The organism is Streptomyces albidoflavus, from assembly GCF_000719955.1.
GTDB classification, from domain to species: domain Bacteria; phylum Actinomycetota; class Actinomycetes; order Streptomycetales; family Streptomycetaceae; genus Streptomyces; species Streptomyces albidoflavus.
This window is the reverse complement of sequence record NZ_JOII01000002.1, coordinates 185,334-203,412: the sequence shown is the minus strand read 5'-3', so window position 1 is coordinate 203,412 and position 18,079 is coordinate 185,334. Positions and strand designations below refer to the sequence as shown.

The following is an 18,079-nucleotide window of genomic DNA, read 5'->3' as shown; positions in this document are numbered from 1 at the left end:
GCCGGGACGAATTAGCCTGTTGCCCGGCATGAGCCGCCCGTCCGCAGCGCAGGGAGCACCCCATGAAGGCAGCCGTGGTCCGCAGCTTCACCGAGCCGCTCGTGGTCGAGGAGCGGGAGGTGCCGGAACCCGGCGGGCACCAGGTGCTGGTCCGGATGGAGACCTCCGGCCTCTGCCACACGGACATCCACGCCGCCCACGGCGACTGGCCGGTCAAGCCCAGCCCGCCGTTCGTCCCCGGCCACGAGGGCATCGGCGTCGTCGAGGCCAGAGGCGACCAGGTGGACCACGTACAGGTCGGCCGGCGGGTCGCCATCCCCTGGCTGGGCGAGGCGTGCGGGCACTGCGAGTACTGCGTCAGCGGCTGGGAGACGCTCTGCCTCCAGCAGCAGAACAGCGGCTACTCCGTCGACGGCAGCCACACCGAGTACGCCCTGGCCCACGGCACCTACGTCGTCCCCGTCCCCGACGGCATCGACCCGCTCGACGCCGCCCCGCTGACCTGCGCCGGCGTCACCACGTACAAGGCGGTCAAGCTCTCGGGCGCCCGTCCCGGCAAGCGCGCCCTGGTCTCCGGCATCGGCGGGCTCGGCCACCTCGCCCTCCAGTACGCCACCATCTTCGGCGCCGAGACCATCGCCGTGGACATCACCGACGAGAAGCTCCAGCTCGCCCGCGACCTCGGCGCCGACCACGTCGTCGACGCCCGCACCCAGGACGTGGCCGAGGAGGTGCGGCGGCTCGGCGGCGCGGACGCGGCCATCTCGCTGGCCGTCAGCAACGACTCGTTCCGCGCCGCCTACGACTCGCTCAACCGGGGCGGCACCCTCGTCCTGGTGGCCCTGCCGCCCGAGGGCGAGCTGTCGATCCCGGTCTTCGACACCGTGCTCAACGGCACCACCGTCACCGGGTCCATCGTCGGGACCCGCGAGGACCTGGTGGAGGTCTTCCGGCTCCACCAGCTCGGCCGTACCCGCGTCGTCCGCGAGACCCGCCGCCTGGAGGACATCAACACCTCCATCGACGAGGTGCTGGGCGGCAAGGTGACCGCCCGCCTCGTCTTCGACCTGCGCTGACCGGGGCGGGCGGGCGCGGGGTCAGCGGTACTCCAGCTCCGTCAGCTCGTCGCCGCCGGAGAGATGGCCGGTCACGCGGGGGTCGGGCTCACCGTCGGTACGGACGGCCGCCGTCCGGCCCTGCTCCCGCTCGTGCCCGGAGACCGTCAGTGCCCGCACCTCGCGGCTCCCCGCCGCCAGCGAGTACCACCGGCCCGACGGCGCCCGCCAGGCGGTGCTGGCCACCAGATGCTGCCCGAACCGGCTGCACGCCGCGGTCGGCCCGGTCTCGCCGACCAGCCGCACCGCAGCCCGCCCGGCCTCGGGACGCAGATGGACCAGGACGTGCCCCGGCCCCTGCCAGGTGCTGACCCGGGTGCAGCCCCACACCGCCCGCCCGGCCTCCTCCGGCAGCGTCTGTTCGGCGAAGTCCCAGGTGTTCACCGACCGCACGCCGCTCCGCTCCAGCCCGGCCAGCCGGCAGCCGACCCGGGCCCACGCCGCCAGCGCCGTCTCGCCGGTCGCCTCGCGGGGCGCGCGGGCCCCGGCCCCAGAACCGGGCAGCGGCGTGTACGAGAGGTGGGCCGCCGTCAGTTCGCCCAGGTCGGTCACGAGGAAGGCGTGGTCCTCCACGATCCGGGGCGAGGAGCGCAGCCGTACCACCGGCCACCGCTCACAGGACGCCCCCGCCACCGGCGGCCCGGCCACCGCCTCCGTCACCCCGTCCTCGTCGACCCGCAGCTTCCGGGCATCGCCGCCGGGCCGCAGGAGATCCCGGGTCTTGGCCTCGCCCACCCAGGGGGCGAGCAGGAACCGCACGCCGCTCTCGGTACGGCTGACCACCAGCGCCGCCGCCGTCGTCACATCGGCCTCGTCGGTCCTGGCCACCTCCAGCGAGGGCGGGGAGGAACCATTCAGCGGCTCGGCGTAGCGGGCCGCGCGGGAACCGTCGTGCAGCAGGACCACCGCCGCCCCCGCCACGTCGCCCGCGTAGAGCAGCCGGGGCGGTCCCGCCGGGGGCACCGCGGGCGTCGTACGGGACCGGGACAGTTTCACCCCGGCCGCCTCCGGCGAGCTCCAGGCGCGCAGCGCCCGGCCCAGCAGCTCGGTGTCCTCGGTACGGCCGCCGCGCGGCGGCCACGCCGTGAAGTCCACCCGCGCGGTGTCGGCCCACTGCGCGGCGTCGGTACGCCGCAGCAACGCCGGGTTGAGCGCCGGGGTCCCGCCCCGCGCCTCGGCGACCGGGGCCACCCCGCCCTTGCCGTCCGCCTCGCTCACCTCCGGGCCGGGCGCGGGCGCCGGTCCGGAGACCGCCAGCGCGCAGGAGGCGGCCACCGCGACGAGGCCCACGCCCACCAGCCGGCCCTTGCGGCGGCGGCTCAGCAGGTCGGTCGGCCGGGTCTGCACCTGGCAGGGGTCGAACTCCTGGGAGGCGAGCAGTACTCCGGCCGCCTCGCCGGTCCGCGCCCGTACCCCGGCCGCCTCCTTCAGCGCCGCCTCGGGGTCGGCGACCCCGGCCGCCGCCAGCAGCGCGGCCACGTCCTCCGTACCCAGCTCCTCCAGGGCGTCCAGCGCGAAGGCGGCCCTGGCGGGTGCCGAGACCTCCGCCAGCACCCGGTCGAGCGCCAGTTCCTCGGTACCGCCGGCCCGGGGGAAGAACCGCAGCCCCCACACGGCGGGCAGCCCCGGGCGCAGGGCGCGCGGCGGCGGCAGGCGGCGCGGCCAGAGCCGGGGGCGGTGCTCGAAGGCGAGCGCGGCCGACAGGACCTGGCCGCGCACCCAGGCGTAGCCGACCGGGTCCGTGCTGCCGTCCGGGACCGGGACCTGGCCGCGGCCCGTGGTCAGGCCGGGCAGCGCGCGCTGCACCACGCCGTGGGCGAGCAGGACCCGTCGGTGGCGGCCCAGTGCGGGCGGCAGCACCAGATGGGCCAGGCGCACCAGATGGGCGTAACGCTCGACCACCACCGCCTCGGCCCGGTCGAGCCCGATCCGGGCGGGGGGTGCGGCGTCGGGACGGTGGGGGAGGGGCGCCATGGGTCGGAGAGCCTTTCGCGGGAGCAGGAGACTGGTGCTGACGAGCACTCCGTCAAACGAGTGAACCGGAGGAGGGTCACAGCGCCCGCGCGCACCCGCTCCCACCTGCGCGGCGGCCCCGCGCGCCCACGGTCGCCCCGCCATCTGTGATCCTGGAGCCAGCGAGGTGCGCACGGCGGACGGGAACCCGCCGTGCCGCGCCACCGGACGGCGCCACCGCGCCGCACGACGAAGAGGAGAGGCACCAGAGATGGCACAGCACGTGCGGGGCGTCATCGCCCGCGCCAAGGGCGAGCCCGTGGAACTGACGACGATCGTGGTGCCGGACCCCGGGCCCGGCGAGGCCGTCGTCGACATCCAGGCGTGCGGCGTCTGCCACACCGATCTGCACTACCGCGAGGGCGGCATCAACGACGACTTCCCCTTCCTCCTCGGCCACGAGGCGGCGGGCGTGGTGGAGTCGGTCGGCGAGGGCGTCACCGAGGTCGCCCCCGGCGACTACGTGATCCTCAACTGGCGTGCCGTCTGCGGCCAGTGCCGTGCCTGTAGGCGGGGCCGCCCGCAGTACTGCTTCGACACCCACAACGCCAAGCAGAAGATGACCCTGCTCGACGGCACCGAGCTGACCCCGGCGCTGGGCATCGGCGCCTTCGCCGACAAGACCCTGGTCGCCGCCGGGCAGTGCACCAAGGTCGACCCGGCCGCCTCCCCGGCCGCCGCCGGGCTGCTGGGCTGCGGCGTGATGGCCGGCATCGGCGCCGCCATCAACACCGGCAACGTCGGCCGCGGCGACTCGGTCGCCGTCATCGGCTGCGGCGGGGTCGGCGACGCGGCCGTCGCGGGCGCCCGGCTCGCCGGGGCCCGCCGGATCATCGCCGTCGACATCGACGACCGGAAGCTGGAGAAGGCCCGCTCGGTCGGCGCCACCCACACCGTCAACTCCCGCGAGGCCGACCCCGTCGAGGCCATCCGCGAACTCACCGACGGCTTCGGCGCCGACGTGGTCATCGAGGCCGTCGGCCGGCCCGAGACCTACCGGCAGGCGTTCTACGCCCGCGACCTGGCCGGCACCGTCGTCCTGGTCGGCGTCCCCACCCCCGAGATGAACGTCGAGCTGCCCCTCCTCGACGTCTTCGGCCGCGGCGGCGCCCTCAAGTCCTCCTGGTACGGGGACTGCCTGCCCTCCCGGGACTTCCCGATGCTGATCGACCTCTACCTCCAGGGGCGGCTCGACCTCGACGCGTTCGTCACCGAGACCGTCGGCCTGGACGACGTCGAGGAGGCGTTCGCCCGGATGCACGGCAACGACGTGCTGCGCTCGGTGGTGGTCCTCTGATGGCCGCCCGCATCGAACACCTCGTCACCAGCGGCACCTTCTCGCTGGACGGCGGCACCTGGGACGTCGACAACAACGTGTGGATCGTCGGCGACGACACCGAGGTGATCGTGATCGACGCCGCCCACGACGCGGCCGCCATCGCGGCCGCCGTCGGCGAGCGGAAGCTCGTGGCGATCGTCTCCACCCACGCCCACGACGACCACATCGACGCCGCCCCCGCCCTCGCCGACCGGTACGGCGCGCCGATCCTGCTCCACCCGGACGACCTCGTCCTGTGGGACCAGACCCACCCGGCCCGCCGCCCCGACGCCGACCTCGCCGACGGCCGGCAGATCACCGTCGCCGGGACCACCCTGACGGTGCTGCACACGCCCGGCCACAGTCCCGGGGCCGTCAGCCTGTACGCCCCGGAGCTGCACACCGTCTTCAGCGGCGACACGCTCTTCCAGGGCGGACCCGGCGCGACCGGACGCTCCTTCAGCGACTTCCCCACCATCGTCGCCTCGATCCGGGACCGCCTCCTCACCCTCCCCGAGGCGACCGTGGTCCGCACCGGCCACGGCGACACCACCACCGTCGGCGAGGAGGCCCCGCACCTCGACGAGTGGATCGCCCGCGGCCACTGACCCTGCGTCAGGCCGCGCGCCAGACACGGGACATGCGCCCGCTCCCGCCCGGGGGCGGGCGCTTCCCGTGGTACGAGACGGCGCGCCGGGGCCCGTACACACCCCTTACGCACCCCAGGCACCTGGAGATCACCCCCGCACGCCCCCGATAGGGCACCCTGTCCCCGTGTCCTTCGCCTCGACCCCGTCCTCCTCGCTGCCGAGCCAGTCCCCGCCCGCCGCCCCGCACATGGTGGTCTGCGGGGACGACGCGCTGGCCCAGCGGCTCGCCGCCGAACTCGCCGACGTCTACCGGGTCCGCGTGGTCCTGCTCACCCCGGCCGGCTCCGAGAGCCGCAGCCCCGGCCTGCCCGGCGCCGCCCGTCCACCGGGCCGCGCCTCCCTGCTGCTGGGCCGCGTCTCCTCCGTGATGAACCGCAACGGCGGCCCGGCCACGGCCAACGGCCCCACCCCGCCGCCCGCGCCGCAGGAGCCCCGGCGCTCGGGCCAGGTCCGCGTGGTGGACGCCCCGGCCCCCGACGACGAGGCGTTCGCCGTGGCCCGGGTCCACACCGCCGAGGCGCTGGCCCTCGTCTACGACGACGACGAGACCAACATCCACGCCGCCCTGCGCGCCCGCCGCCTCAACCCCCGCCTGCGGCTGGTGATCCGGCTCTACAACCGCAAGCTCGGCCAGCACCTCGAAGAACTCCTCGAACAGGCCGCCCACCTCGCGGGGCTGGAGGACGTCGACGCCGGTGTCACCGTCATGTCCGACGCCGACACCGCCGCGCCCGCCCTCGCCGCGGCCGCCGTCGCCGGGTCGAGCAAGGTGGTCGAGGCCGACGGCATCCTGCTGCGCGCCGCCGAACGCGACCCCTCCCTGCCGCGCCGCCCGGGCGACCCGCCCCCGGTCACCCTCGCCCTGCTCTCCGCCACCGTCAGCGACCCGGCCGGCTCCGAGGGCTCCGACAGCGACGGCGACACCCCCACCCTGCTCCCCGACGACACCGATGTGGCCGACTCCCAGAGCAGCCGGGCCACCGTCGTCCTGGAACGCGTCGGTACCAGCGTGCCGCAGCTCCCGCGCCGCCGGCTGCGTCGCCGGCTGCGCGGCCGGGGCGCCCCGCTCGGCTCGCTCTTCTCCCGTCAGCTGCGCTGGTCGGTGGCGGGGCTGGTGGCCGCCGTCTGCGTCCTGGCGGTGGTCGCGATCGTCACCACCGACGAACGCCCGCTGCACGCCATGCACATGACGCTGCTGGACCTGCTGGCGATCAACGAGCCCGCCGTGGAGGACGGCGAGGTCCTCACCCGGAAGATCCTCCAGCTGCTCGCCTCCGTCGTCGGCATGCTGCTCCTGCCGTTCCTGCTCGCCGCCGTCCTGGAGGCGCTCGGCACCTTCCGCACCGCCACCCACCTGCGCCGGCCGCCGCGCGGGCTCAGCGGCCATGTGGTCCTGCTGGGCCTGGGAAAGGTCGGCAGCCGGGTGCTGAGCAGGCTGCACGAGATGGAGGTGCCGGTGGTCTGCGTGGAGGAGGACCCCGAGGCCCGGGGCATCGCCCTGGCGCGGCGGCTGCGGGTGCCGACCGTCATCGGCGACGTCACCGAGGAAGGCGTCCTGGAGGCGGCCAAGGTCCACCGGGCCCGCGCGCTGCTCGCCCTCACCAGCGTCGACTCGACCAACCTGGAGGCGGTGCTCTACGCCCGGGGCGTCAAACAGGACCTGCGGGTGGTGATGCGCCTCTTCGACGACGCCTTCGCCACCGCCGTCTACCGCACCCTGCGCGCCGCCCACCCGCAGGCCCGCACCCGCAGCCGCAGCGTCTCCACCCTCTCGGCACCGGCCTTCGCGGTCGCCATGATGGGCCGCCAGATCCTCGGCGCGGTCCCCGTCGAGCGGCGGGTCCTGGTCTTCGCCGCGCTCGACGTCGCCGGCCACCCCGAGTTCGAGGACCGCACCGTCGAGGAGGCGTTCCGGCCCGGCTCCTGGCGCGTCGTCGCCCTCGACGCCGCCCGGCCGGACGAACGCCGCGACCACCTCGGCGCCGTCCCGGGGGAGCGGCGCCCGCCCACCCTGGCCTGGGACATCCACCCCGGTTACGTCCTGCGGGCCCAGGACCGGGTGGTCCTGGTCGCCACCCGGCAGGGCCTCGGTGAACTGCTGGGCCGGCAGGGCATGACCGACCCGGCCGGCCGCTTCTGACCCGCGAGGGTCCGCCGGACGGGCCCGAGCGCCGCCCGGCCCATAGCGGGACGGGCGGCGAGGCGCTCAGAGGCCCGCGGCGGCGTCCCGCAGCGCCTGGATGTCGAGCTTCTTCATCTCCAGCATGGCGCGGGTGGCGCGGGTGGCGGCCTCCCGGTCCGAGGAGGCCAGCAGCTCGACCAGGGCCCGGGGCACGATCTGCCAGGACAGCCCGTACTTGTCCTTGAGCCAGCCGCACTGGACCTCCTCGCCGCCGTCGGCGGTCAGCGCCGCCCAGTAGCGGTCGACCTCCTCCTGCGTCTCGCAGTCCACCGAGAGCGAGATCGCCTCGGTGAAGGTGAACTCCGGTCCGCCGTTGATGGCGACGAACTCCTGTCCCGCCAGCTGGAAGGTGACGGTGACGACGGAGCCCGGCTCACCGGGGCCCGCGTCGGTGAACCGCTCGACGCCGAGGATCCGGGCGTCCTCGAAGAGCGAGGTGTAGAAGGCCGCCGCCTCCTCGGCCTGGCCGTCGAACCAGAGATTGGTGGTGATCTTCTGCATGGCGTGCTCCCGTGCGTTCGGCTCCTCCCGGCCACCGGCGCGGGAGGCGGGGCCGCGGCGGCCCCCTCACAGGGATAGACCGCGCGGGCCCCGCCGATTCATCGGGGCAGCCGTTCGGCGGGTACCGGCGGCTGTGCGGTGGTGGTGTGGTGCAGGAGGTGGTTGAGGGGGAGGGTGGCGGCGCCCTGGGTGATGGCGTCGGGGCCGAGGGTGGAGAGCGTGATCTCGGTGTGGCGCCCCGGGTGGTGCAGGGCGTACCCGCGGGTCCGCTCGCGGATGGTGTCCAGCACCAGCGGCCCGAGCTGGAGCCCGGCCCAGCCGCCGATCAGGATGCGCTGCGGCTGGAAGAGGTTGACCAGGTCGGCGAGGCCGGCGGCCAGGTACTCGGCGGTGTCGTCCAGGATCGCCAGCGCCGTCGGGTCCGCCTCGGCGCCCGCCGCCTCCGGCCGCGCGGCCGCGAGCAGCCGGCTGATCCCGTACTCCTCCGTGGCCTCGTCGGGATCGGGGCCGCCCGCCTCGTGCCAGCGGCTCAGGATGGCCTGCGCGCCGGTGTACGCCTCCAGGCAGCCGCGTGAGCCGCAGCGGCAGGTGCGGCCCCGCACCTGCACGGTCAGATGGCCGAACTCGGCCGGGGTGCCGTGGTCGATGCCGTGGATCTGCCCGTCGGTGACGATGCAGGCGCCGACGCCGGAGCCGAAGAGCACGATGGCCGCGTCGGTGGTGCCGCGCCCGCCGCCGTACCACATCTCGGCCTGGCCCAGCGCCATGGTGCCGTTGCTGATGTGGAAGGCGGTGGCGGGCGGCAGGTCGGTGGCGCCGCGCAGCAGCCGCTCCAGCGGGACGGCGTCCCAGCCGACGGTCTGGCCGTGCACCACCGCCCCCTCCGGGGTGCGCTCGACGATGCCGGGCACCCCGACGCCGATGCCGGTGAGCGCCTCGGCGGCGATGCCCGACTCCTCCAGCACGGCGGCGATGGAGCGCGCGGTGTGCGCGATGACGGTGTCGATGTCGCGGGCGCCGCCGGTCAGCGGCAGCTCGCAGCGGGCGAGTTCGGTCATGGCGAGGTCGAAGAGCTCGGCCCGGACCCGGGTCTCCCCGATGTCGATGCCGATCAGGTACCCGGCTCTGGGAGCCACCCGCAGCAGGGTGCGGGGGCGGCCGCCGTCGGACTCGACGTGCCCGGCCTCCTCGACCAGTCCCTCCGCTGCCAGCTCGGTGACGACGTTGCTGATCGACCCCGAGCTGAGGCCGGTCGCGGGCCCCAGCGCCTGGCGGCTCATCGGGCCCTGGAAATACAACCGTTGCAATACGGCGGCGCGATTGCCGCGCCGCAGGTCGCGGACGGTCCGTCTGTGGTTCTCGGCCATGTGGCTCCTTCCCAGGCCGCAACATACCCGTGTGCGACCTCTTGACGCGACCTTCTCTCGGGGTTTAACTCACGTCCTAAATTAAGCCGTGACGGTGTTCGGGGACTGAACGCCGACGGTCTGGCCGCCACCTGTTGGTGTTTTCCCTGGAAGGGGCGTTTGCCTCATGCGCAGATTCAGAGCCGCCTGTATGACCGCCACAGTCACCGCGCTGGCCACGGTGGTCGCCGGTTGCGGCGGAGGGACCAGCACCTCCGGCGACGGCGGCGCGGACAAGCCCAAGGAGCTCGTCTACTGGGCCTCCAACCAGGGCCCCAGCATCGAGGCGGACAAGAAGATCCTCACCCCCCGGCTGAAGAAGTTCGAGCAGGAGACCGGGATCAAGGTGAAGCTGGAGGTCGTCCCCTGGTCCGACCTGCTCAACCGCATCCTCGCCGCCACCACCTCCGGCCAGGGCCCCGACGTCCTCAACATCGGCAACACCTGGTCCTCCTCGCTCCAGGCCACCGGCGCGCTGCTGCCCTGGGACGACAAGAACTTCGACAAGATCGGCGGCCGCGACCGCTTCGTCGACTCCGCCGTCGGCTCCACCGGCGCCGAGGGCCAGGACCCGGCCGCCGTCCCGCTCTACTCCCTCGCCTACGCCCTGTACTACAACAAGGCGATGTTCGAGGAGGCCGGCATCGACAAGCCCCCGGCCACCTGGGACGAGATGGTCTCCGTCGGCAAGAAGCTGTCCAAGGACGGCAAGTGGGCGCTGGGGGCGGAGGGTTCCAACCTCTCCAACAACATCCACCAGGTGTTCGTGCTGGGCCAGCAGCACGGCGCCGACTTCTTCGACGCCGAGGGCAAGCCCGACTTCACCTCGGACGGTGCCGTCGCGGCCGTGAAGCAGTACGTCGACTTCATGGCCAAGGACAAGATCACCGCGCCCGGCAACGCCGAGTACGCCCAGAACCAGTCCCTCCAGGACTTCGCCAAGGGCAAGACCGCGATGGTGCTCTGGCAGGCCGCGGCCAGCACCTTCAAGAGCCACGGCATGGCCGACGACGACTTCGGCGTCGCCCCCGTCCCGGTCGCCTCCGGCACCCCGGGCACCGGCGAGCAGGTCAACTCCATGGTGGCCGGCATCAACATCGCCGTCTTCAAGAACTCCAAGAACCTCGACGGCGCCACCAAGTTCGTCGAGTTCATGACGAGCGACACCGAGCAGGTCCACCTCAACAAGACCTACGGCTCCATACCCCCGGTCAAGGCCGCCCAGCAGGACAAGGCGTTCGACCGCCCCGACACCGCCGTGCTGCGCGACACCCTCCTGGAGAGCGCCGCGCCGCTCCCGCAGGTCCCCAACGAGTCGCAGTTCGAGACCGCCGTGGGCACCGCCGTCAAGGAGCTCTTCGCCGACGCCGCCGCCGGCCGCGCCATCACCGACGAAGCGGTGAAGACGCGCCTGGCCAAGGCCGAGCAGCAGATGCCGAAGCAGTGAGCGAATCCGTGACTGCCACCGCCGCCCGCCGCCCGGCCGCCTCCGGCCCGGGCGCGGGCGCGGCCGGCGCCGGCCGGCCCTCCCCGGGCCCGGCCGGCGCCCGGCGGCGCCCGCGCATCCCCGCCCGCCTGCGCAAGATCGGCCTGCCCTACCTGCTGCTGCTCCCGGCGCTCCTGCTCGAACTCCTCGTCCACCTCGTGCCGATGGTCATCGGCATCTGGATGGCGTTCAAGGAGATCACGCAGTTCTACATCGCCAACTGGGGCGACGCCCCGTGGGCCGGGCTCGACAACTTCGCCCTCGCCGTCGACTTCAACGCCCCCGTCGGCGAGGCGCTGCTCCGCTCCTTCTTCACCACCTGCCTGTTCACCGTCCTCTCGGTCGGCCTGTGCTGGTGCGTCGGCACCGCCGCCGCCATCTTCATGCAGGACAACTTCCGAGGCCGCGGCATCCTGCGCGCCCTCTTCCTCACCCCGTACGCGCTGCCGGTCTACGCCGCCGTCATCACCTGGGCGTTCATGTTCCAGCGCGACTACGGCCTGGTGAACCACGTCCTCACCGACCAGCTCGGGCTCACCGGCGAGCGGCCGTTCTGGCTCATCGGCGACAACGCCTTCGTCGCCCTGCTGACCGTCTCGGTGTGGAAGGGCTGGCCGTTCGCCTTCCTCATCGTCATGGCCGGGCTCCAGAACATCCCCAAGGAGCTGTACGAGGCCGCCGCCATCGACGGGGCCGGTGTCTGGCAGCAGATCCGCCGGATCACGCTGCCCTCGCTCGCGCCGGTCAACCAGGTGCTGATCCTGGTGCTGTTCCTGTGGACGTTCAACGACTTCAACACGCCGTTCGTCCTCTTCGGTGACTCCGCCCCGGAATCGGCCGACCTCATCTCCATCCACATCTACCAGTCGTCGTTCGTCACCTGGAACTTCGGCTCGGGCTCGGCGATGTCGGCGCTGCTGCTGCTGTTCCTGCTCGTGGTGACCGCCGCCTACCTGCTGGTGACCTCCCGCGGAAGGAAGTCCTCCGATGGCTGACACCACCCTGACCAAGACGGCGGAGCCCACCGGCAGGGCGAGCGGACAGCCACCCGCCGGACCCCGGTCCCGGCCGGCCCGCTCGCCGATGGCCTCGCCCCGCTCGTTCGTGTGGACCCGGTGGATCTTCCTGGCCGTGCTCACGGTCTTCGTGCTGGTCCCGATCTACGTGATGATCTCCAGCTCGCTGAAGCCGCTCCAGGACGTCTCGGGCGAGTTCCGCTGGATTCCCAGCGGGCTGACCGTCCGCCCGTACTTCGACATCTGGGAGACCGTCCCGCTCGCCAGGTACTTCGTGAACTCCCTGATCGTCGCCGGTGCCGCCACCGTCTTCTCGGTGATCGTCGCCGTCTTCGCCGCCTACGGCGTCAGCCGCTACCGCTTCCGCGGCAAGCGCGTCTTCACCGTCACCGTCCTGTCGACGCAGATGTTCCCCGGCATCCTTTTCCTGCTGCCGCTCTTCCTCATCTACGTCAACATCGGCAACGCCACCGGCATCGCACTCTTCGGCTCCCGCGGCGGCCTGATCCTCACCTACCTGACCTTCTCGCTGCCGTTCTCCATCTGGATGCTCATCGGCTACTTCGAGTCGGTCCCGAGGGAACTCGACGAGGCGGCCACCGTGGACGGCTGCGGCCCGCTCGGCGCCCTCTTCCGGGTGGTCGTGCCCGCCGCCACCCCCGGCATCGTCGCCGTCGGCGTCTACTCGTTCATGACCGCCTGGGGCGAAGTCCTCTTCGCCTCCGTCATGACCAACGACACCACCCGGACCCTCTCCATCGGCCTCCAGTCCTACGCCACCCAGAACGACGTCTACTGGAACCAGGTCATGGCCGCCTCCCTGGTGGTGAGCGTCCCCGTCGTCGCCGGCTTCCTGCTGCTCCAGCGCTACCTGGTCGCCGGACTGACCGCCGGCTCCGTCAAGTAACCACCGCGCCTCCGCGCACCCCGTCCCGGCCCCGGCCTCCCGCCGGTACGGCGCCGCGCCCTGCCCCCACAGGCTCCCGAAAGGACCCGCACGTGACCACCACCGACCCCGCGCCGCTCACCGCACCCGCCGCCCCCGATCTCAGCGGTCTGCCCGCCGGCTTCACCTGGGGCGTCGCCACCGCCGCCTACCAGATCGAGGGCGCCGTCGCCGAGGACGGCCGCGCCCCCTCCATCTGGGACACCTTCTCCCACACCCCCGGCAAGGTCGCCGGCGGCGACACCGGTGACGTGGCCTGCGACCACTACCACCGCTGGCCCGAGGACCTCGCCCTGATGAAGCGGCTGGGCGTCGACTCCTACCGCCTCTCGATCGCCTGGCCCCGCGTCCACCCGCAGGGCGACGGCCCCGTCAACGAGGCGGGCCTCGCCTTCTACGACCGGCTCGTCGACGCCCTCCTCGAAGCCGGGATCACCCCGAACGTCACCCTGTACCACTGGGACCTGCCCCAGGCCCTCCAGGACCGGGGCGGCTGGCCGGCCCGCGAGACCGCCGAGCACTTCGCCGCCTACGCCTCCACCGTCGCCGAACGCCTCGGCGACCGCGTCAGCCGCTGGGCCACCCTCAACGAGCCGCTCTGCTCCGCCTGGATCGGCCACCTCGAAGGCACCATGGCTCCCGGCCTGCGCGACATCGACGCCGCCGTGAAGGCCTCGTACCACCTGCTCCTCGGCCACGGCCTCGCCGCCCAGGCCGTCCGCGCCGCCTCCCCGCACGCGAAGATCGGCATCGTCAACAACCTCTCCACCGTCCATGCCGCCACCGACAGCGAGGCCGACCAGGCCGCCGCCCGTCGCATGGACGGCCACACCAACCGCTGGTGGCTCGACCCGGTCCACGGCCGGGGCTTCCCCGCCGACATGCGCGAGGTCTACGGCGTCGACCTGCCCGAACGCCCCGGCGACCTCGACACCATCGCCCAGCGCCTCGACTGGATCGGCCTCAACTACTACTTCCCGGCCGTCGTCGCCGACGACCCCGACGCCCCCCACCCGCACATCCGCACCGTCCGCCGCGAGGGCGTCCCGCGCACCGGCATGGACTGGGAGATCGAGGCAGGCGGCCTGGAGGAACTCCTCCTGCGTCTGACTCGCGAGTACGGCGCACAGTCCATCTACGTCACCGAGAACGGCTCGGCCTTCCCCGACACCGTCGCCCCCGACGGCTCCGTCCACGACCCCGAGCGCACCGCCTACCTCCAGGACCACCTGGCGGCCTGCGCCCGCGCCGCCCGCGCCGGAGCCCCCGTCGACGGCTACTACGCCTGGTCCCTGCTGGACAACTTCGAGTGGGCCTACGGCTACGACAAGCGCTTCGGCCTCGTCCACGTCGACTACCCGACCCAGCGCCGCACCATGAAGACCAGCGGCCACACCTACGCCCGCCTCATCGAGGAGTTCCGCCGCACCCGCTGACCGGGCACCGGCCGGAGCCGGGGCGGCCGCGCCTCAGGGCCGCCCCAGCTCCCGCCCGATCTTCCGCAGCTGCTCGAGGCGCTGCTCCAGCGTCGGGTGCGAGGAGAAGAGCCGGGCCATGCTCGTCCCCGAGGAGAAGGCCGGCACGAAGTAGAACGCGTTGTAGGGCTCGGCCTCGCGCAGATCCCGGGTCGGGATGCGGCCCATCTGGCCGGTGATCTTCGTCAGCGCCGAGGCCAGCGCCGCGGGTCGGCCCGTCAGCAGGGCCGCGCCCCGGTCCGCCGACAGCTCCCGGTACCGCGACAGCAGGCGCGTCAGCAGGAACCCGACGGCGTAGACCACCGCGCTGACCAGCGGGATCAGCATGATGAGCAGGCCCGCCTGGTTGTTGCCGCCGCGTCCGCCCCGGGCCAGGCCGCCCCAGAGGGCCACCCGGGTGATCACCCCGGCCAGGACGCCGAGGAACGAGGCGATCGTCATCACCGCCACGTCCTTGTGGGCCACGTGCGACATCTCGTGCGCCAGGACGCCGTCCAGCTCCTCGGGCTCCAGCCGCCGCAGCAGCCCGGTGGTCACGCAGACCAGGGAGGTCTTCTCGCTGCGGCCGGTGGCGAAGGCGTTCGGCACGTCGCTGTCGGCGATGGCCACCTTCGGTTTCTCCATGTCGGCCAGGGCGCAGATCCGGTCGACCGCCCCGTGCAGCTCCGGCGCCTGCTCCCGGGTGACCTGCCGCGCCCCCATCCCGTACGCCGCGATGGAGTCGCTGAACCAGAACTGGGCCACGAAGAGCCCGCCGACCAGCAGCACGATCAGCGGCCAGGAGCCGCGCGCCACCGCCAGCAGCACCCCCACCAGGACCACGTACAGCAGTCCGATGAAGAACATCGTCATGACCATGCGCGCGGTGAGCCCCCGGTCACCCGCGAACCGCGATCCCCGCCGACCAGCCATCGGAGCACCTCTCACCGGCTGACAACTCTTTCCCCTCCATTCTCTCCTCACCGGCGCGAAACGTGCTGAATCGTCCCGTACGTGACGGTGGCCGGAACGCGTGCGGCCCCCCGCGCCGGCCGGAGCCGGGTGCGGGGGGCCGCGTCGTCGTGCTGAGCGGTCAGGCCGTGTGCAGGGTCAGCCCGTACCGGCCCAGGATCTCGTTGACCGGCTGGTACCAGGTCTCACCGCCGCCGGAGCAGTTGCCCCAGCCGCCGGAGGTGACGCCCTGGGCCTGGTCGCCGCTGATGAAGGAGCCGCCCGAGTCGCCGCCCTCGGCGCAGACGCTGGTCTTGGTCATCTGGTGGACCGCGCCCTGGCTGTAGTTCACGGTCTCGTTCTTGGCCAGCACCGTGCCGCAGTGCCAGTGGGTCGTGGAGCCGGACCGGCAGATGGAGGCGCCGACCGGCGCCTCCGCCGAGCCGCGCACCAGCTGGTCGGAGACGGTGCCCCAGCCGAGCACGACCGGTACGGTCCACCAGCCGTTGCCGACGCTCACGTACGCCATGTCGTCGCCGGGGAACGAGGAGCCCTGGAACGAGCCGATCGTGCTGTTGTCCCAGCCGCGTACTCCCTGGCCGGTGGGGCCGCAGTGACCGGCGGTGACGAAGCCGCCGTGCACCGAGAAGCCGATCGAGCAGCGGACGTTGCCCGTGTAGTACGGGTCCCCGCCGACGGTGCCCGCCGCGAAGGTCTCCGGCGCCGCCGCCACCGTCTCCACCTCGACGGGTCCGGCCGCCCGCGCCCGCTCCACGAAGCCGCGCACCGCCTTCCCGTCCGCCTGGTCCCCGACCACGCTGACCACGACGCTGTTGGCCTGCGGGTCCACCCGCCAGCCGGCCACGCCCCGGGGCGCGTCCAGAGCGTCGATCCGCTCCTTCGCCGCGTCCAGGGTCTTCGCGCTGTGCTCCACCAGCCGGACGGAGGCGCCGGCCCCGGTCACGGCGTCGGCCGCGGCGCGGTCGCTGACCGCCACCACCAGCGCGCCCTTCTCGGCGTCGAACCAGGAGCCGCCGTACGCGGCGCCGGCCGCGCGCTGGGCCTTCTTCTCGACCGCCGTCGCCTCCTTCTCGGCGGCGAGGCGCGCCTTGGCCTCCGCCGGGGTGAGGCCGAGGTCGCGCTCCATCCCGGCCAGCACCGCGCCGGAGGCGACGGGCGCGGGGTCCGGGGCGGCGGTGGCCGCCGGGGTCAGTCCGAACGCGGCCCAGCTGCCGGCGAGCAGCAGGGAGGAGAGGCCGACACGTGCTGCGGTGGTGCGTCTCGTGGTGCGTCTCACGGGGGGACCCTTTCGTCGTTCCAGCGGGGTGGGGGTGGGAACGGAAGTGGTGAGAGCGCTCTCAATCAGGCTCGGCAGGAGCTTAGAAGTGGCCCACTAGGCATGTCCATACCAATAACCGGCCGGATCGGCCGACCTCGCTCACCCGCCCGGACGACCCGGCTTGCCCGCCCCCTCCCACGCCGGAAATCTGGGGGTTTACGCCGATCAGGCCGGGAGTGAGTCACCATGACCGAAGGCCCGTGGGCGGGACCGATTCCGCCCTCCGCCCCACCGGAGCGCCTGCCGCAGCTCGACATCCCCCCGCCCGGCCCGCAGCGCCGCCTGACCGTCTTTTTCCGGCTGCCGCTGCTCGTCCCGCACTTCGTCGTGCTGTTCTTCCTGCACATCGCTGCGTGGTTCGCGACGATCGCCACCTGGTTCGCCGCCCTCGCCACCGCCCGCGTCCCCGACCCGCTGTACCGCTTCCTCGCCGGCTACCTCGGCTGGGCGACCCGGGTGGACGCCGAGGCGATGCTCCTGGTCGACCGGTACCCGCCGTTCGCCCTCCACGCCCCCGGCTATCCGGTACACGTCGAGGTCACCGGCGACCGGCTCAACCGCCTCGCCGTCCTCTTCCGCCTGATCCTGCTGATCCCCGCGCTGATCGTGCAGGCGCTGGCCTCCTCGGGCTGGTGGGTGCTGGGGCTCATCTGGTGGCTGATCGTGCTGGTCATGGGCCGCGTCCCGCAGCCCCTCTTCGAGGCGTCCGCCGCCGTCGTGCGCTTCCGCATGCGCACCGGCGCGTACGCCATGATGCTGACCCCCGCCTACCCGAAGGGGTTCTTCGGCGACCGTCCGGGCGCCCTGGGCACCGACGCCGAGGAGGCCGAGGAGGTCGGCCGGGTCACCGAGAACCTGGGCGCCTCCGGTTCCGCCACCCGGCCGCTGGTCCTGGGCACGCCCGCCACCGTGCTGCTGGTGGTCTTCCTCCTCGCCGGGCTGGCCGGCGGAGCCTCCGGCTCCACCTCCTCGTACACCACGGGCGACGAACCCGGACGCGGGCCCAGTCCCTCCCCGGCCGTCACGGACCGCTGAGCGCCGGACTGTTCCACAGCGGGTACCAGCGGCTGAGATCCGCCTCCAGCGGCAGCTCGTGCTCCAGCGCCCCCTGGACGCGCAGCTCCAGCGCGTTGTCGCGGCGGTCGGCCTGCCGGGGCGCGAACGGGTAGAAGGTGCCGCGCTTGTAGAGGTAGACCAGGCCCAGCGGCCGCCCCGCCTCGTCGCTGTCCTCCGCGCCGGTGAAGCCGACGAGGGAGCAGAGGAGCTGCGGGCCCCAGCCGTGGTCCTGGAGCATGCTGTTGATCGTGTGCAGGTCGTTGACGAGGGCCGGGAGATCGTCCGGGGGCTGCTCGACCTGGAGCCAGGTGTAGCCGTACCGGTCCTGGCTGTACTCCACCGGCTCGCCGCCCTCGGCGGTGTCGGTGTCCAGCAGCTCCCTGATCTCCTGCTTGAGCCGCGCGAACTGCCCGCCCTCGACGCCGGTGAAGCAGACGGCCCCCCGGCCGGTGGGGGTGAAGCCGGTGGCCGCCTGGAGTTCCAGGGCGGCCGACGGCAGGGCGAACCAGTCGTCGAGGTTGGGCTGGATCTGCTTGCGGCGGCCGAAGAGGGCGTCGAGGAATCCCATGGGGCGATCTTCCGTGATCCGCGCGGTGTTCCCGCCGCGACGTGCCGGTCAGGCGTGACCCGGCCCGGGCCACGCCTG

At 73.2% G+C, this 18,079-nt stretch carries 15 protein-coding genes; 9 read left to right on the top strand and 6 right to left on the bottom strand.

The genetic code is table 11. The annotated features are described in order from the left end of the window. The first annotated feature begins 62 nt into the window (after positions 1 to 62). Positions 63 to 1,076, top strand: a complete 1,014-nt coding sequence (gene adhP / locus IF45_RS0102660; RefSeq protein ID WP_030305234.1) for an alcohol dehydrogenase AdhP — start codon at positions 63 to 65, stop codon at positions 1,074 to 1,076. Between the two features lie 21 nt (positions 1,077 to 1,097). Here adhP and IF45_RS0102655 read toward each other — a convergent pair whose 3' ends face one another. After that, positions 1,098 to 3,089: a hypothetical protein gene (locus IF45_RS0102655; protein ID WP_030305233.1), complete on the bottom strand. Its 1,992-nt coding sequence runs from the start codon at positions 3,087 to 3,089 to the stop codon at positions 1,098 to 1,100. A gap of 250 nt (positions 3,090 to 3,339) precedes the next feature. On the opposite strand from IF45_RS0102655, the gene IF45_RS0102650 reads away from it, so the two are divergent. The 3 genes from IF45_RS0102650 to IF45_RS0102640 all read left to right on the top strand — a co-directional run bounded on the left by IF45_RS0102650 (position 3,340) and on the right by IF45_RS0102640 (position 7,236). Then, on the top strand, positions 3,340 to 4,425 hold the full coding sequence (locus IF45_RS0102650; protein ID WP_030305232.1) for an S-(hydroxymethyl)mycothiol dehydrogenase: 1,086 nt from the start codon (positions 3,340 to 3,342) through the stop codon (positions 4,423 to 4,425). Next, a complete protein-coding gene (locus IF45_RS0102645; protein WP_003946785.1) occupies positions 4,425 to 5,054 on the top strand; it encodes an MBL fold metallo-hydrolase in 630 nt (209 codons plus the stop codon). The genes IF45_RS0102650 and IF45_RS0102645 overlap by 1 nt, the downstream gene beginning before the upstream one ends. A 166-nt stretch (positions 5,055 to 5,220) precedes the next feature. After that, the gene (locus tag IF45_RS0102640) at positions 5,221 to 7,236 is read left to right on the top strand and encodes an NAD-binding protein (protein WP_008414983.1); all 2,016 of its coding nucleotides are present in this window, start codon (positions 5,221 to 5,223) and stop codon (positions 7,234 to 7,236) included. Positions 7,237 to 7,302: 66 nt separating this feature from the next. Here the strand turns inward: IF45_RS0102640 and IF45_RS0102635 are convergent, their stop codons facing one another. Together IF45_RS0102635 and IF45_RS0102630 are read right to left on the bottom strand one after the other, a co-directional pair. Then, positions 7,303 to 7,779, bottom strand: coding sequence for a VOC family protein (locus IF45_RS0102635; RefSeq protein ID WP_003946783.1), 477 nt, complete (start codon positions 7,777 to 7,779; stop codon positions 7,303 to 7,305). 98 nt (positions 7,780 to 7,877) lie between these two features. Next, on the bottom strand, positions 7,878 to 9,146 hold the full coding sequence (locus tag IF45_RS0102630; protein WP_015508244.1) for an ROK family transcriptional regulator: 1,269 nt from the start codon (positions 9,144 to 9,146) through the stop codon (positions 7,878 to 7,880). Between the two features lie 166 nt (positions 9,147 to 9,312). Between IF45_RS0102630 and IF45_RS0102625 the strand changes: the two genes are divergently transcribed. From IF45_RS0102625 to IF45_RS0102610, 4 genes are all read left to right on the top strand, one after another. Further along, positions 9,313 to 10,632, top strand: coding sequence for an ABC transporter substrate-binding protein (locus tag IF45_RS0102625; RefSeq protein WP_030305231.1), 1,320 nt, complete (start codon positions 9,313 to 9,315; stop codon positions 10,630 to 10,632). Positions 10,633 to 10,640: 8 nt separating this feature from the next. After that, on the top strand, positions 10,641 to 11,666 hold the full coding sequence (locus IF45_RS0102620) for a carbohydrate ABC transporter permease (protein ID WP_018894026.1): 1,026 nt from the start codon (positions 10,641 to 10,643) through the stop codon (positions 11,664 to 11,666). A gap of 88 nt (positions 11,667 to 11,754) precedes the next feature. After that, positions 11,755 to 12,594, top strand: a complete 840-nt coding sequence (locus tag IF45_RS0102615) for a carbohydrate ABC transporter permease (RefSeq protein WP_030305229.1) — start codon at positions 11,755 to 11,757, stop codon at positions 12,592 to 12,594. 92 nt (positions 12,595 to 12,686) lie between these two features. Continuing rightward, positions 12,687 to 14,069 (top strand): GH1 family beta-glucosidase, encoded by a 1,383-nt coding sequence (locus IF45_RS0102610; protein ID WP_018471106.1) that lies wholly within the window; start codon positions 12,687 to 12,689, stop codon positions 14,067 to 14,069. A 33-nt stretch (positions 14,070 to 14,102) separates the two neighbouring features. Here IF45_RS0102610 and htpX read toward each other — a convergent pair whose 3' ends face one another. Both htpX and IF45_RS0102600 read right to left on the bottom strand, forming a co-directional pair. Next, positions 14,103 to 15,020, bottom strand: a complete 918-nt coding sequence (gene htpX, locus IF45_RS0102605; protein ID WP_008413611.1) for a zinc metalloprotease HtpX — start codon at positions 15,018 to 15,020, stop codon at positions 14,103 to 14,105. Positions 15,021 to 15,180: 160 nt separating this feature from the next. Further along, entirely contained in the window at positions 15,181 to 16,335 is a 1,155-nt protein-coding gene (locus IF45_RS0102600) for a S1 family peptidase (RefSeq protein WP_030305223.1), read from the bottom strand. Between the two features lie 228 nt (positions 16,336 to 16,563). On the opposite strand from IF45_RS0102600, the gene IF45_RS0102595 reads away from it, so the two are divergent. Beyond that, entirely contained in the window at positions 16,564 to 17,412 is an 849-nt protein-coding gene (locus IF45_RS0102595; protein WP_030305222.1) for a DUF4389 domain-containing protein, read from the top strand. On the opposite strand, the gene pspAB is transcribed toward IF45_RS0102595, so the two are convergent. Continuing rightward, the gene (gene pspAB, locus IF45_RS0102590; protein ID WP_018471103.1) at positions 17,399 to 18,001 is read right to left on the bottom strand and encodes a PspA-associated protein PspAB; all 603 of its coding nucleotides are present in this window, start codon (positions 17,999 to 18,001) and stop codon (positions 17,399 to 17,401) included. The genes IF45_RS0102595 and pspAB overlap by 14 nt on opposite strands. Positions 18,002 to 18,079 lie beyond the last annotated feature (78 nt).